The 14413-nt window shown below is 62.2% G+C and carries 14 protein-coding genes; 4 read left to right on the forward strand and 10 right to left on the reverse strand.

The features are described from left to right. Positions 1–110: 110 nt before the first annotated feature. Positions 111–869: a Nif3-like dinuclear metal center hexameric protein gene (locus B3361_RS03830; RefSeq protein WP_054905347.1), complete on the reverse strand. Its 759-nt coding sequence runs from the start codon at positions 867–869 to the stop codon at positions 111–113. Between the two features lie 168 nt (positions 870–1037). Between B3361_RS03830 and algW the strand changes: the two genes are divergently transcribed. Continuing rightward, complete coding sequence (algW, locus tag B3361_RS03835; RefSeq protein WP_009684447.1) at positions 1038–2198, forward strand: Do family serine endopeptidase AlgW; 1161 nt, start codon at positions 1038–1040, stop codon at positions 2196–2198. 31 nt (positions 2199–2229) lie between these two features. On the opposite strand, the gene B3361_RS03840 is transcribed toward algW, so the two are convergent. From B3361_RS03840 to B3361_RS03855, 4 genes are all read right to left on the reverse strand, one after another. Beyond that, a complete protein-coding gene (locus B3361_RS03840; RefSeq protein ID WP_003251792.1) occupies positions 2230–2994 on the reverse strand; it encodes an amino acid ABC transporter ATP-binding protein in 765 nt (254 codons plus the stop codon). Between the two features lie 10 nt (positions 2995–3004). Then, a complete protein-coding gene (locus B3361_RS03845; RefSeq protein WP_009684448.1) occupies positions 3005–4102 on the reverse strand; it encodes an amino acid ABC transporter permease in 1098 nt (365 codons plus the stop codon). Positions 4103–4112: 10 nt separating this feature from the next. Next, positions 4113–5291 (reverse strand): amino acid ABC transporter permease, encoded by a 1179-nt coding sequence (locus tag B3361_RS03850; RefSeq protein ID WP_029887285.1) that lies wholly within the window; start codon positions 5289–5291, stop codon positions 4113–4115. A 67-nt stretch (positions 5292–5358) separates the two neighbouring features. Further along, the gene (locus B3361_RS03855) at positions 5359–6387 is read right to left on the reverse strand and encodes an amino acid ABC transporter substrate-binding protein (RefSeq protein ID WP_009684450.1); all 1029 of its coding nucleotides are present in this window, start codon (positions 6385–6387) and stop codon (positions 5359–5361) included. A 332-nt stretch (positions 6388–6719) separates the two neighbouring features. Here B3361_RS03855 and B3361_RS03860 point away from each other — a divergent pair, with 332 nt between their 5' ends. After that, complete coding sequence (locus B3361_RS03860) at positions 6720–7376, forward strand: alpha/beta hydrolase (RefSeq protein ID WP_009684451.1); 657 nt, start codon at positions 6720–6722, stop codon at positions 7374–7376. A 101-nt stretch (positions 7377–7477) separates the two neighbouring features. Next, a complete protein-coding gene (gene rhlB, locus B3361_RS03865) occupies positions 7478–8929 on the forward strand; it encodes an ATP-dependent RNA helicase RhlB (protein WP_054905658.1) in 1452 nt (483 codons plus the stop codon). Positions 8930–9090: 161 nt separating this feature from the next. Here the strand turns inward: rhlB and moaE are convergent, their stop codons facing one another. From moaE to B3361_RS03890, 5 genes are all read right to left on the reverse strand, one after another. After that, positions 9091–9537, reverse strand: a complete 447-nt coding sequence (gene moaE, locus B3361_RS03870; RefSeq protein WP_054905659.1) for a molybdopterin synthase catalytic subunit MoaE — start codon at positions 9535–9537, stop codon at positions 9091–9093. Positions 9538–9539: 2 nt separating this feature from the next. Beyond that, positions 9540–9785 (reverse strand): molybdopterin converting factor subunit 1, encoded by a 246-nt coding sequence (moaD, locus tag B3361_RS03875; protein ID WP_054905660.1) that lies wholly within the window; start codon positions 9783–9785, stop codon positions 9540–9542. Beyond that, a complete protein-coding gene (moaC, locus tag B3361_RS03880; RefSeq protein ID WP_029887281.1) occupies positions 9785–10255 on the reverse strand; it encodes a cyclic pyranopterin monophosphate synthase MoaC in 471 nt (156 codons plus the stop codon). The genes moaD and moaC overlap by 1 nt, the downstream gene beginning before the upstream one ends. A 137-nt stretch (positions 10256–10392) precedes the next feature. Further along, entirely contained in the window at positions 10393–11787 is a 1395-nt protein-coding gene (locus tag B3361_RS03885; RefSeq protein ID WP_009684456.1) for a PhoH family protein, read from the reverse strand. A 278-nt stretch (positions 11788–12065) separates the two neighbouring features. Then, a complete protein-coding gene (locus B3361_RS03890; RefSeq protein WP_009684457.1) occupies positions 12066–13193 on the reverse strand; it encodes a polysaccharide deacetylase family protein in 1128 nt (375 codons plus the stop codon). Between the two features lie 137 nt (positions 13194–13330). Here B3361_RS03890 and yaaA point away from each other — a divergent pair, with 137 nt between their 5' ends. Then, positions 13331–14110, forward strand: coding sequence for a peroxide stress protein YaaA (yaaA, locus tag B3361_RS03895; protein ID WP_054905661.1), 780 nt, complete (start codon positions 13331–13333; stop codon positions 14108–14110). Positions 14111–14413: the final 303 nt, after the last annotated feature.

Genomic DNA, 14413 nt, shown 5'->3' on the forward strand with positions numbered 1-14413 from the left:
CTGCTTTGCAGCCCTTCGCGGGCACGCCCGCTCCCACACGTCTGGCGCTGAACTCAAGAAATGCGCGACCCCCTGTGGGAGCGGGCGTGCCCGCGAAGGGGCCAGTGAGGTCAGATCGGGTTAGGGCAATCGATGAACAGGTGTTCCACGGCAAACCGCCGCGCCAGGTAATCACCCAGCGCCTGCACCCCATACCGCTCGGTGGCATGGTGCCCGGCAGCGATGAAGCTGACGCCATTCTCCCGCGCACTGTGGTAGGTCTGCTCCGATGCCTCACCGGTCAGGTACAGGTCTACCCCGGCGGCAATCGCCGTGTCGATATAGCCCTGCCCGCCCCCGGTACACCAGCCGACCCGGCGGATCATTTCGTCGCCTTCGACCAGCAGCGGCTCACGCCCCAGCACCTCCTGCACGCGCCGGGCAAAATCGCGGGCGGTCACCGGTTCGGCCAGCGAACCGACCAGCCCGACCACCTTGGGGTTCTGCGGGTCAAGCGGCCCTTCGACGGTAATCTCCAGTTGCCGCGCCAGCTGCACGTTGTTGCCCACCTCAGGGTGTACATCCAGCGGCAAGTGGAATGCCAGCAGGCTGATGTCGTTGTTCAGCAAGGTTTTCAGGCGGCGCTGGCGGATGCCGGTGATGCAGGGGTTTTCGCCCTTCCAGAAATAGCCGTGGTGCACCAGCACCAGGTCGGCTCCGGCCTCGACCGCGGCATCCAGCAACGCCTGGCTGGCGGTGACACCGCTGACGATACGGCTGACCTGCGGCCGGCCTTCGACCTGCAGGCCATTGGGGCAGTAGTCCTGGATCCTGGCGCTGCCCAGGTAACGCTCGGCTTCTTCAACCAGGGTGTTTAGCGCGACGGCCATGAAAATCTCCTCGAAAACTGCACACTCCCCAGGCACAACGCACAGGGAACGCCCGTATAATGCCGGCCATTATGGGCCGTCGCCGGCACTGGGGGAACCGGTGTATGATCGCGCGCGCTCATGCCCCACCGCGCGGCCACTGGCCCCCGCCCTTTTCAGGACTCGTTCATGTTCAAGGCTTTGCGTTACTTTGGCTGGCCCCTGCTTACCGGCGTATTGATCGCCGTGCTGATCATCCAGCGGTTTCCGGAATGGGTCGGCCTGCCCAGCCAGGACGTCAACCTGCAGCAGGCACCGCAGACCACGAAGATCATGCAGGGCCCGGTATCCTACGCCGACGCCGTGACCCTCGCGGCCCCGGCGGTGGTCAACCTGTACACCACCAAGGTGGTCAACAAGAGCGCCCACCCGCTGTTCGAAGACCCGCAGTTCCGCCGCTTCTTCGGCGACAACCTGCCCAAGCAGCGCCGCTGGGAATCGAGCCTGGGCTCGGCAGTGATCATGAGCCCCGAGGGCTATCTGCTGACCAACAACCACGTCACCAGTGGCGCCGACCAGATCGTGGTGGCCTTGAAGGATGGCCGCGAGACCCTGGCCCGGGTCATTGGCAGCGACCCGGAGACCGACCTGGCGGTATTGAAGATCGACCTGAAGAACCTGCCCGCCATCACCATCGGCCGCTCCGACACCATCCATATCGGTGACGTGACGCTGGCCATCGGCAACCCGTTCGGCGTTGGCCAGACCGTGACCATGGGCATCATCAGCGCCACTGGCCGCAACCAGTTGGGCCTGAACAACTACGAAGACTTCATCCAGACCGACGCCGCGATCAACCCGGGCAACTCCGGTGGTGCGCTGGTCGATGCCAACGGCAACCTGGTCGGCATCAACACGGCCATTTTCTCCAAGTCTGGTGGCTCGCAGGGCATTGGCTTCGCCATCCCGGTCAAGCTGGCACTGGAGGTGATGAAGTCGATTGTCGAGCATGGCCAGGTGATCCGCGGCTGGCTGGGTATCGAAGTGCAGCCACTGAGCCAGGAACTGGCCGAGTCGTTCGGCATGAAGGACCGCCCAGGCATCGTGGTTGCAGGCATCTTCCGCGAAGGGCCGGCGGCCAAGGCCGGGCTGCAGCTGGGTGACGTGATCTTGAGCATCAACGGCGAACCGGCAGGTGACGGGCGCAAGTCGATGAACCAGGTGGCGCGGATCAAACCGAACGAAAAGATCACCATCGAGGTGATGCGTAACGGGCAGCAGCTCAAACTGGTGGCCGAGGTGGGGCTGCGGCCGCCACCGGCACCCGCTGCCCCACAAGAAGAGAAGTAAACATCGGGGCCGCTTTGCGGCCCCGGCTGTATCAATGCAGGATCTGACTGAGGAACAACTTGGTCCGGTCGCTGCGTGGCCGGTCGAAGAAATCATCCGGTGCCGCCTGCTCGACGATTTCACCTTTATCCATGAAGATCACCCGGTTGGCCACGGTGCGGGCAAAGCCCATCTCGTGGGTCACGCAGAGCATGGTCATGCCATCTTCGGCCAGACCCACCATGGTATCGAGCACTTCCTTGACCATCTCCGGGTCCAGGGCCGAAGTAGGTTCGTCGAACAGCATGATTTTCGGCTTCATGCACAACGCCCGGGCAATCGCCACGCGCTGCTGCTGGCCACCAGACAACTGCCCCGGGTACTTGTGCGCCTGTTCCGGGATACGTACCCGCTCCAGGTAATGCATGGCAATCTCTTCGGCCTTGCGGCGCGGCATCTTGCGCACCCACATCGGCGCCAAGGTGCAGTTCTCCAGAATGCTCAGGTGCGGGAACAGGTTGAAGTGCTGGAACACCATGCCCACTTCACGGCGGATCGCCTCGATCTGCTTGAGGTCGTTGGTCAGCTCCACGCCATCGACCACGATGCGCCCCTGCTGGTGTTCTTCCAGGCGGTTGAGGCAACGGATGGTGGTGGACTTGCCCGAGCCGGACGGCCCGCACAGCACGATACGCTCGCCCTGGCGAACATTGAGGTTGATGTCCTTGAGCACATGGAACTGACCGTACCACTTGTTCACACCCTGCATCTGGATGATCCCTTCGGGGCCGGCAGGCTGCTTGATCGCTTCACTCATTTCGAAACTCCTAACGCTTGTGGCCAGTGTCCAGCTTGCGCTCCAGGTGCATGGAGTAGCGGGACATACCGAAACAGAAAATCCAGAACACCAGGGCGGCGAAAACGTAGCCCTCGGTAGCCATACCCAGCCAGGCCGGATCGGCGGCGGCTTGCTTGACACTGTTCAGCAGGTCGAACAGGCCGATGATGATCACCAGGCTGGTGTCCTTGAACAGGGCAATGAAGGTGTTGACGATGCCAGGGATCACCAGCTTGAGCGCCTGCGGCAGGATCACCAGGCCCATCGCCCGCCAGTACCCCAGGCCCATGGCTGCGGCCGCTTCGTACTGGCCCTTGGGGATGGCTTGCAGACCACCGCGTACCACTTCGGCGACATAGGCCGACTGGAACAGGATCACGCCGATCATCGCCCGCAGCAGCTTGTCGAAGCTCATGCCCTCAGGCAGGAACAACGGCAGCATCACCGAAGACATGAACAGCACAGTGATCAGCGGCACGCCGCGCCAGAACTCGATGAAGGTCACGCACACCACCTTCACCGCCGGCATCCTCGAACGCCGCCCCAAGGCCAGCAGAATGCCCAGGGGCAAAGCGCCGACGATGCCCACGGTGGCGATCACCAAGGTCAGCATCAGCCCGCCCCACTGGCTGGTGGACACGTTGCTCAGGCCCAGCAGGCCACCGTGCAACAAGGTGTAGGCCAGCAGCGGGTAAAGCACCAGGAAGCCCAGGCCATAGAGGGCCTTGCGCGGGAAGCGCTTGATGAACAACGGCGCTGCGCCCAGCACCGCCAGCCATACCGTCAGGTCGACCCGCCAGCGCAGCTCGACGGGGTAGTAGCCGTACATGAACTGGCCGAAGCGCTGCTGCACGAACACCCAGCAGGCGCCGTCCTTGGTGCAGTCGGCGCGGGTGGTGCCAACCCAGTTGGCGTCGATCAGTGCCCACTGCAACAGCGGTGGCACGATCAGCCAGATCAGGTAGAGGGCAAACAGGGTCAACAGGGTGTTCAGCCAGCTGGAGAACAGGTTGGTACGCATCCATGCGAGTACGCCGACGGTTTTCACCGGTGGCGGCATATCGGGTTTGAAAACATGGGCATTCACAGGCGTATCCTCACCGCTCGATCAGCGCAATGCGCTTGTTGTACCAGTTCATCAGCAGCGAAATGCTGATGCTGATGGCGAGATAGACACTCATGGTGATGGCGATCACCTCGATGGCCTGGCCGGTCTGGTTGAGCACGGTACCGGCGAACAGCGAGACCATCTCCGGGTAGCCGATGCCGGCCGCCAGCGACGAGTTCTTCGCCAGGTTCAGGTACTGGCTGGTCAGTGGCGGAATGATCACCCGCAAGGCCTGGGGGATGATCACCTTGCGCAAGGTTGGCCCTTCGCGCAGCCCCAGCGAGCGCGCCGCCTCGGTCTGGCCGTGGCTGACCGAACGGATGCCCGAGCGCACGATCTCGGCGATGAAGGCGGCGGTATAGATCGTCAGCGCCAGGGTCAGCGCCAGCAGTTCGGGGATCAGCACCCAGCCACCGACGAAGTTGAAGCCCTTGAGCTGCGGTGCCTCCCACGTGACCGGGCTGCCGAACAGCAGCACGCTCAGGCCTGGAATGACCAGCAACAGCGCCAGCGCGGCCCAGAACTTGTGGAACGGTACACCGGTCTCGTCGAAGCGTTTGTTGGCCAGGCGCACCATCAGCCAGACCGCCCCCACCGCCACCGCCAACGCCGCGACAAATGGCCAGAAGCCGTCCGCCATGGAGGCACCAGGCATGTTCAGGCCACGGTTGCTGATGAAGAACAGGTCGTTGAGGTTGATACTGCCCCGCGGTCCCGGCAGGGTCAGGAATACGGCGAAGTACCAGAACAGGATCTGCAGCAGCGGCGGAATGTTGCGGAAGGTCTCCACGTACACCGTCGCCAGCTTGTTGATCATCCAGTTCGGCGACAAGCGTGCCACACCGATGATGAAACCCAGGATGGTCGCCAGGATGACGCCAATGAAGGTGACCAGCAGGGTGTTGAGCAGGCCGATGACGAACACCCGTGCATAGCTGTCCGATTCCACATAGGGGATCAGGTGCTGGGCGATGCCGAAGCCGGCACTGCGATCGAGGAAGTCGAAGCCCGAGGTGATACCCCGGTGTTGCAGGTTGGTTTGCGTATTGTGAAACAGGTACCAGCCCAGACCGACCACGAAAACGATGGTGAGAATCTGGAACAGCCACGCGCGCACACGTGGATCGCTCAGGGATAAACCCTTTTGTGCGCCAATATGATTTTGCATGAAGTGCCCCGGAAAATAGGGATTCGAACAACCTGCGGCGGCCGGATGCCGCCGCAGGGTGCAGCCATCAGCGCACAGGTGGCGCGTACTGGATGCCGCCGTTGTTCCACAGGGCGTTCATGCCACGGTCGATCTTCAGGTCGGTACCTTGGCCCAGGTTCTTCTCGAACACTTCGCCGTAGTTGCCGACTTGCTTGACGATCTGCACTACCCAGTCTTTGGGCAGCTTGAGGTCCTTGCCGTACTCGCCGTCCGCACCCAGCAAGCGGGCCACGTCAGGGTTCTTGGTAGCTTTGGCTTCAGCCTCGACGTTCTTCGAGGTGATGCCCGCCTCTTCGGCGTTGAGCATGGCGAACAGGGTCCACTTGACGATGCTGAACCAGTCTTCGTCGCCTTTGCGCACCACCGGGCCGAGTGGCTCCTTGGAGATGGTTTCCGGCAGCACCACATATTCGGTCGGTGCGGCCAGCTTGGAGCGCTGGGCAAACAGCTGCGACTTGTCGGACGTCAACACATCGCAACGACCGGACTCCAGCGACTTGGCGCTTTCGTCAGAGGTATCGAAGGTGATCGGGGTGTACTTCAGGCCATTGGCCCGGAAGAAGTCCGACACGTTCAGTTCGGTGGTAGTCCCTGCCTGGATGCAGATGGTCGCGCCATCGAGCTCCTTGGCACTGGAAACACCGAGCTTCTTGTTGACCAGGAAACCGACGCCGTCATAGTAGGTGACACCGGTGAACACCAGGCCCATGCCGGCATCGCGCGAGCTGGTCCAGGTGGTGTTGCGCGACAGCACGTCAACTTCGCCCGATTGCAGGGCCGTGAAGCGTTCCTTGGCGTTGAGCTGGCTGAACTTGACCTTGTTGGCGTCGCCGAACACGGCAGCGGCCACGGCGCGGCAGACATCGGCGTCGATACCGATGATCTTGCCTTGTGCATCAGGTACCGAGAAGCCTGGAAGACCGTCGCTCACGCCACACTGGACGAAGCCCTTCTTCTTTACCGCATCAAGGGTGGCGCCGGCCTGGGCATTGCTCACGGCGCCCAGCGCGGCGGCAGCGGTCAGGACTGCCAGGGTGGTTTTCAACACTTTCATTCACAACCTCCAAATCGCTCTTGTTGTATCGAGCCGGAATTGCACCGCACCCTTTTGAGGCATGTCCGACCCGTATTGGCTAGTTATTGGGTCAATTGGCGCAATGGGCTGTTCTATGACAGCCTTCGCGTACAAAGGGTGTTACCGTCACGGCCCGCCCTTTGCATCGCACCTTGAACTGCAAAGCGCGTACCAAATGTTTTGGCTGGAGCGTTTAAGCGTTCGTCAAGTAGGGAAAGTTGTATCGTTGCGACATTCTTTTTCAGGCAATCCTGTGCAGCGCTTTTTTTTAACGCACACAACACGATCACCCGCACTCTTTCGGAGCAGTCATGACCAACCCGCTGATTCTCGAACCACAGAAAACCGCTGATGCCTGTGTGATCTGGTTGCACGGCTTGGGAGCCGACCGTTACGACTTCCTACCCGTAGCCGAATTCATGCAGGAGCGTTTGACCAGCACTCGCTTCGTGATGCCCCAGGCACCCACCCGCCCGGTGACCATCAATGGCGGCTATGCCATGCCCAGCTGGTACGACATCAAGGCCATGACCCCGGCCCGCGCCATAGACGAGGCTCAGTTGGAGGAGTCGGCCGAGCAAGTGGTGGCGCTGATCAAGGCGGAGCAGGCCAAAGGCGTCAGCTTGTCGCGCATCTTCCTCGCCGGTTTCTCCCAGGGCGGCGCGGTGGTGTTGCACACTGCCTATATAAAGTGGCAAGAGGCGCTGGGTGGGGTCATCGCCCTGTCCACCTACGCCCCCACCTTCAATGACCAACACCAGCTCAGTGCCTGCCAGCAACGCACCCCGGCCCTGTGCCTGCATGGCGTGCACGACCCGGTGGTGATCCCGGCCATGGGCCGCACCGCCTTCGAGTACCTGAACACCTGGGGCGTAGCTGCCCGCTGGCACGAATATCCAATGGAACACGAGGTAGTGGTCGAAGAGTTGAGCGACATCCACGACTGGCTGGCAAAGCAACTGCAATGAGCCAAGGCCGCCTGTAGTTGTAAGGCTATTCCACTACGCCACGCCCGATTCTTGCATTACACTGCCCGGCGTACATTCCTTAATCAGTTGATGAGACGATCGTGCTCAAGGCACTCAAGAAAATATTCGGCAAGGGAGAGGCTGCACCACAGGCCGCCGCTCCTGCTGCCAGTGTGGCGCCGCCTGCGCCGGCACCCGCCAGCGAGGCGCAACCGGCGGCCCCACGCGCCAACCCTACCCCCAAGGCAGAATCGCCTGTTGCCGCAACGCCAGTGGCCGACAAGCCGGCCAAGGACAAACCACGTCGCGAGCGCAAGCCCAAGCCCCAGGCCAGCCTGTGGAAACTGGAAGACTTCGTGGTCGAGCCGCAGGAGGGCAAGACCCGCTTCCACGACTTCAAGCTGTCCAGCGAGGTGATGCACGCGATCCACGACCTGGGCTTCCCCTACTGCACGCCGATCCAGGCGCAGGTGCTGGGTTACACCCTGCGTGGCCAGGATGCCATCGGCCGTGCCCAGACCGGCACCGGCAAAACCGCAGCGTTTCTGATCTCGATCATTTCCCAGCTGCAGCAGACCCCTGCACCCAAAGAGCGCTACATGGGTGAGCCGCGGGCGCTGATCATCGCGCCAACCCGCGAGCTGGTGGTACAGATCGCCAAGGATGCTGCGGCGCTGACCAAGTACACCGGCCTGAACGTCATGAGCTTCGTCGGCGGCATGGACTTCGACAAGCAGCTCAAGGCCCTGGAAGCGCGCCACTGCGACATCCTGGTGGCTACACCGGGCCGCCTGCTGGACTTCAACCAGCGGGGCGAGGTGCACCTGGACATGGTCGAAGTGATGGTGCTGGACGAAGCCGACCGCATGCTCGACATGGGCTTCATTCCGCAAGTGCGCCAGATCATTCGCCAGACGCCGCCCAAAAGCGAGCGCCAGACCCTGCTGTTCTCGGCCACGTTCACCGAGGACGTGATGAACCTGGCGAAGCAATGGACCACCAACCCGGCCATCGTCGAGATCGAACCGGAGAATGTGGCCAGCGAAACGGTCGAGCAGCATGTCTATGCGGTGGCCGGCAGCGACAAGTACAAGCTGCTGTACAACCTGGTGACCCAGAACCGCTGGGAACGGGTGATGGTGTTCGCCAACCGCAAGGACGAAGTGCGGCGCATCGAGGAAAAACTGGTGCGCGACGGCATCAACGCCGCCCAATTGTCGGGCGACGTGCCGCAACACAAGCGTATTCGTACCCTGGAGAACTTCCGCGAAGGGCGCATCACCGTTCTGGTCGCCACCGACGTGGCCGGGCGCGGGATCCACATCGACGGCATCAGCCATGTGATCAACTTCACCCTGCCAGAGGACCCGGACGATTACGTGCACCGCATTGGCCGTACCGGCCGTGCCGGCACCAATGGCGTATCGATCAGCTTTGCCGGGGAAGATGACTCGTATCAGCTGCCGGCGATCGAAGAGCTGCTGGGGCGCAAGATCAAATGCGAGATGCCGCCGGATGAGCTGCTGAAGCCGGTGCCGCGCAAGCATCACTGACCCGTGGTTGGGAACATATCCCCCTGTAGGAGCGGCCTTGCGTCGCGATAGTGCCGCACAGCGGCCCCAGGATTTCAGCTTCAACGCATCAATTGCCGGGGCCGCTTTGCGACCCCATCGCGACACAAGGCCGCTCCCACAAAAGGCGGGCCCAGCCTTGACTACCAGCGCCCTGCGGCATCCAGGTCACTCTGCCTGCCTTCCACCCACCTCGGCCCTTCCTGGGTATTTTCCTTCTTCCAGAACGGTGCCCGGGTCTTCAGGTAGTCCATGATGAAGTTGCAGGCATCGAACGCTGCCTGCCGATGGGCACTGGCCACGCCGACGAACACGATTGGCTCACCTGGCTCCAGCGCACCGATGCGGTGCAGCACCTGCACTTTCAACAACGGCCAGCGCTGCTCGGCCTCGGCCACGATCTTGGCCAGGGCCTTTTCGGTCATGCCCGGATAGTGTTCAAGGAACATGCCTGCCACTTCGCGGCCATCATTGAAGTCCCGCACATAGCCGACAAAGCCGACCACAGCGCCTACCCCCACGTTGGCCGCATGCATGGCATTGGTCTCGACGCCCGGGTCGAACACGTGTTCCTGCACTCGCACTGCCATGCTCAGCCCCCCGTCACCGGCGGGAAGAACGCCACTTCATCGCCCTCTTCCAACGGCTCATCCAGCTTGCACAGTTCTTCGTTGCGGGCGCACATCAGGTTCTGCTCGCCCAGCAGTTCATAGGCCCCACCCTTGACCAGCAATGCCCGGCGCACATCGTCGACAACCTTGAACTCACCCTCCATCCGCTCGGCATCCACGCCCAGCAACTCACGGTAACGCGCGAAGTACATCACTTTGACTTTCATCACGCCTGCACCTTGTAGTGGCCGCTCTTGCCGCCCAGCTTTTCCAGCAGGCGGACCTGTTCGATGACCATGCCTTTATCCACAGCCTTGCACATGTCATAGATCGTCAGCGCAGCGACGCTAGCGGCGGTCAGTGCCTCCATTTCCACACCGGTTTGCCCGGCCAGCTTGCAGCGGGCGAGGATCCGCACCGCGTCCTCGCCCTGCGCGCTGAGTTCCACCTTGACGCTGGTCAGCATCAGCGGGTGGCACAGCGGTATCAGGTCGCTGGTCTTCTTCGCCGCCTGGATGCCGGCAATGCGCGCCACGGCGAACACATCGCCCTTGGGGTGTTCGCCGTCGACGATCATCTGCAGGGTCTGCGGCAACATGCGTACCCGCGCCTCGGCGGTGGCCTCGCGCTCGGTCACGGCCTTTTCAGTGACGTCGACCATGTTGGCCCGCCCCTGGGAATCAAGATGTGTCAGCACTGCTCTGCTCCTGTGAAGGGAGCCTGCAGTGTAAACCTGTGGGTCAGGTTTGAGCAGAGGTATGTGTCGGCAGGTCTGGCCGCTGTATGAACACGCTCGTGGAGATGCCGGGCAGCGGGCTGCCCGGCGACAGGGTTTTACAGATGCGACTCGGCGTACTCGGCCAGTACCGAGCGTGGCACACCCTGCAGGGTGATGTGCACGCCATGGGGGAAGTCCTTGAAGCGCTCGGTCAGGTAGGTCAGGCCCGAGCTGGTCGCGGACAGGTAGGGGGTATCGATCTGCGCCAGGTTGCCCAGGCAGACCACCTTGGACCCAGAACCGGCACGGGTGATGATGGTTTTCATCTGGTGCGGCGTCAGGTTCTGGCACTCGTCGATCAGGATCAGGCTCTGCTGGAAGCTGCGGCCGCGAATGTAGTTCAACGACTTGAACTGCAGCGGCACGCGCTCGAGGATGTATTCGACGCTGCCATGGGTGCTTTCATCATCCATGTGCAAGGCTTCGAGGTTGTCGGTAATGGCGCCCAGCCACGGCTCCATCTTCTCTGCTTCGGTACCCGGCAGGAAGCCGATCTCCTGGTCCAGCCCCTGCACGCTGCGGGTGGCGATGATGCGCCGGTAGCGTTTGCTGACCATGGTCTGCTCGATAGCAGCTGCCAGGGCCAGGATGGTCTTGCCGGAACCGGCAGCACCGGTCAGGTTGACCAGGTGAATGTCCGGGTCGAGCAAGGCGAACAGCGCCAGGCTCTGATGGATGTCCCGCGGCTTCAGGCCCCAGGCCTCCTGGTGCAGCAGTGGCTCCTGGTGCAGGTCGAGCAGCAGCAACTCGTCGTCGCGGATACCCTTCACCCAGCCGACGAAGCCCTGGTCGTCAATGATGAACTCGTTGACGTGAACGGCCGGCAGGGTGTCGATCATGTGCACGCGATGCCAGGTCCGGCCGCGCTCCTGGCGGGTATCGACCTTGCTGACCCGGTCCCAGAACGAACCGCTGACCGAGTGGTAACCCTTGGACAGCAAGGACACGTCATCGACCAGTTGGTCGGTGCTGTAGTCCTCGGATGCGATGCCGCAAGCGCGCGCCTTCAAGCGCATGTTGATGTCTTTGGTGACCAGCACCACGTCCAGGTCGGGGCGCCGGCTGCGAACGTCCAGCAGGGTGTTGATGATGATGTTGTCGTTGAGGTGCTCCGGCAACAACTTGCCAGGCTCGTTGCGTGGGCTCATCAGGATCGAAAGAAAGCCTTTGGCCCCACTCTTGTTGCGCTGGATCGGCACGCCCTGCTCGACATCACTGGGCGAAGCGTCCCCGAGGGTCTGGTCGATCAGGCGGATGGCCTGCCGGCACTCTGCGGCGATGGTCTGTTTACCGGTCTTGAGCTTGTCGAGTTCCTCCAGCACCGTCATGGGGATAGCGACGTGGTGCTCCTCGAAGTTCAGTAATGCGTTGGGGTCGTGAATCAGGACGTTGGTATCGAGCACATAGAGGATTGGCTTGCTGGAGGAAGGGGTGCGTCCTTGGTCATCCATACTCGGTCACCTTATGTCGAAGCCGCACGGCGTGGTCTGTTACGCCGCAGAGTGACTGCCGTGTCCCCGTATCCGCGTTGTTACGGGCGGGGAGCAACCTGGCCAGGAGGGTCTGGATGACGCCACCTGTGCTGCAGGGATCGGCTGTCTGGTTTCTTCATACCGCAAAAGCCATGACCGGAAAAAGCATTTTTACGTGTTTTTGAAGTTTATTTTTCCGATTGACGATAAGGCCTTGGCGGCAGGCCCAGACACGACTACGCTCAGAAGTGGTACCTCTATTCGCTGTACCCATAGGCCCGGCAATCTTCCCAGCCGATACCGCTCTGGGCGGTACTGCGCAGCAACCACTCCACCGCCGGTTGCGCCTTGGCCAGGCTGTCATGCAGCTGGATAACCCCCTTGCGCCACAACAGCATCAGGGTCAGCACGCGTTGCGCCGAGGCTTCGGCAGTCAGTGCAGTGTCATCCTGCGCGTCGATATCCCACAACGACACCCGCAACTGCTGGCTGGCCATGAACGCCTCGCCATCGGCCCGGCGTTGCCCGTAAGGGGGGCGGAACAGCGGCACGTACTGCTCCGGCAGGTCGGCCTGCACGCGGGCCTGGCTGCGCCGCAGCGAGTCCTGCCAATCGACCCACTGTGCATGCGAGCGGTACTCCCAGCCCTGAATACCCACGCACTGGCCGCGATAAAGCCTGGCCACGGTGTTCGGCATGCCGGCATCCCGGCGCTGCTGCAGGCGGTTGCCAAGCACGAAGAAGGTACCCGCCAGCTTTTGCCGGCGCAGGTAATCGGCCAGCAGGTCGGTACTGCCGCCGTCAGGCCCCGGGCCACCGACGAAGGTCAGCAGGAACATACGATCGTTCAGGCGTTCACCATCGAGCTCCCGTGCAGATAGCCGCTCCACCTCGCTGCTGGTCTGGGGCAGCAGCGCAGCTTTGCGCAGCTGTTCGTCCAGGTAGCGGCTGTGGAACTGGTGGCTGGGCTCTACCCACCCGGCATAGAACGCGCCGACATCGGTGGCGAACGTCGCCGCCTGGGTACGTAGATCCGCCATGGACTCAACGGCATAGCAGAACGACGCATCCTGCTCGCAGCTGCGTTGCGCCTGTTGGTAGCCTGCCCATAACCGCTGCCACATGCGCGCCCGCAGTTGGCGAACCTTCTGCAGGTTGATCTGCCGCAAGCCCAGCCGCGCCGCCAGCGTCGCATCATCGAGCAACTCGCTTTCATGCAGTACCCGGGCGAACGACAGAATCTCCGCCCGCGAAGCCACATCGAACAACGCCGGGCTGTTCAGTTGCTCGGGCCACAGGCTGCGATCGAAACTGACCGCGGCTGTGGGGGCGGCTTGCACGGCCAGGCTCAATAGCGCGGCCAGCGCGGCAAAGGCGATGCGCACGGTAAAAGGCTCCGTCACGGCAAAACGCGAACTATAGCGTTAGAACCGGCCATGGTCTGTGACTATTGTCACCATAGTTTGGACTTGCACCGCCCAGCCCGTAGAATCCCAGGCCAACGATGCCAGGAGCCGACCCGATGCTGACGGTGATTTCCCCCGCCAAGACCCTCGACTACGATACCCCGCCGGTAACCGAGCGCTTCACCCTGCCCCAGTACCTGGATGATTCCCAGGTGTTGATCCAGCAACTGCGAACCCTGTCGCCGGCGCAAATCAGCGAGCTGATGCACCTGTCCGACAAGCTCGCCGGCCTGAACGCCGCACGCTTCGGCAGCTGGTCTCCGGACTTCAGCCCAGCCAATGCCAAGCAGGCGCTGCTGGCGTTCAAAGGTGACGTGTACACAGGCCTGGCTGCCGAAACCCTGGGTGAGGACGACTTCAGCTACGCGCAAGACCACCTGCGCATGCTCTCCGGCCTGTACGGCCTGCTGCGCCCCCTCGACCTGATGCAGCCCTACCGGCTGGAAATGGGCACCAAGCTGGCCAATGCCCGCGGCAAGGACCTGTACGCCTTCTGGGGTACACGCATCAGTGAATGGTTGAACCAGGCCCTGGCCGCTCAGGGCGATGACGTGCTGTTGAACCTGGCCAGCAATGAATACTTCAGCGCAGTGAAACGCAGCGCCCTCAAGGCGCGGGTGATCAATGTCGACTTCAAGGACTTGAAGAACGGCCAGTACAAGATCATCAGCTTCTACGCCAAGAAAGCCCGCGGCATGATGAGCCGCTTTGTCATCGAGCAGCGCATCAACGATCCAGAGCAGCTCAAGCAGTTCGATGTCCAGGGTTACTACTACAGTGCCGAACAGTCCAAGCCAGATCACCTGGTGTTTCTGCGCGATCACCCGGGCGAGTAGACCCGCCGATACCGCTTCGCGGCTTGAGCCGTTCCTGCAACCGCCACGCGGTACCCGCAGGACCGCTCCAGCCGCGAGCACCGGCAAGGCCAGGGCCAGTCTCCACCGCCTTCAGGGCAGCTGTACATAGCCGCTTTCCAAACCGATCGCTTCCACCCCCTCGGGCAAAGCCACCCCTGCCTTAACCAAAACCCGCCTCGCCGGCTGGCCGTCTTCGCCGCGCCATACGGCGTAATGTGCACTCGCATGATCCACCCGCGGCAGCAAGTTGAAACGCTGAAAGATAAACCGATCAGCTGATTG

This window comes from Pseudomonas sp. UBA6699 (assembly GCF_002454615.1).
In the GTDB taxonomy this organism is placed as follows: Bacteria; Pseudomonadota; Gammaproteobacteria; order Pseudomonadales; family Pseudomonadaceae; genus Aquipseudomonas; species Aquipseudomonas juntendi.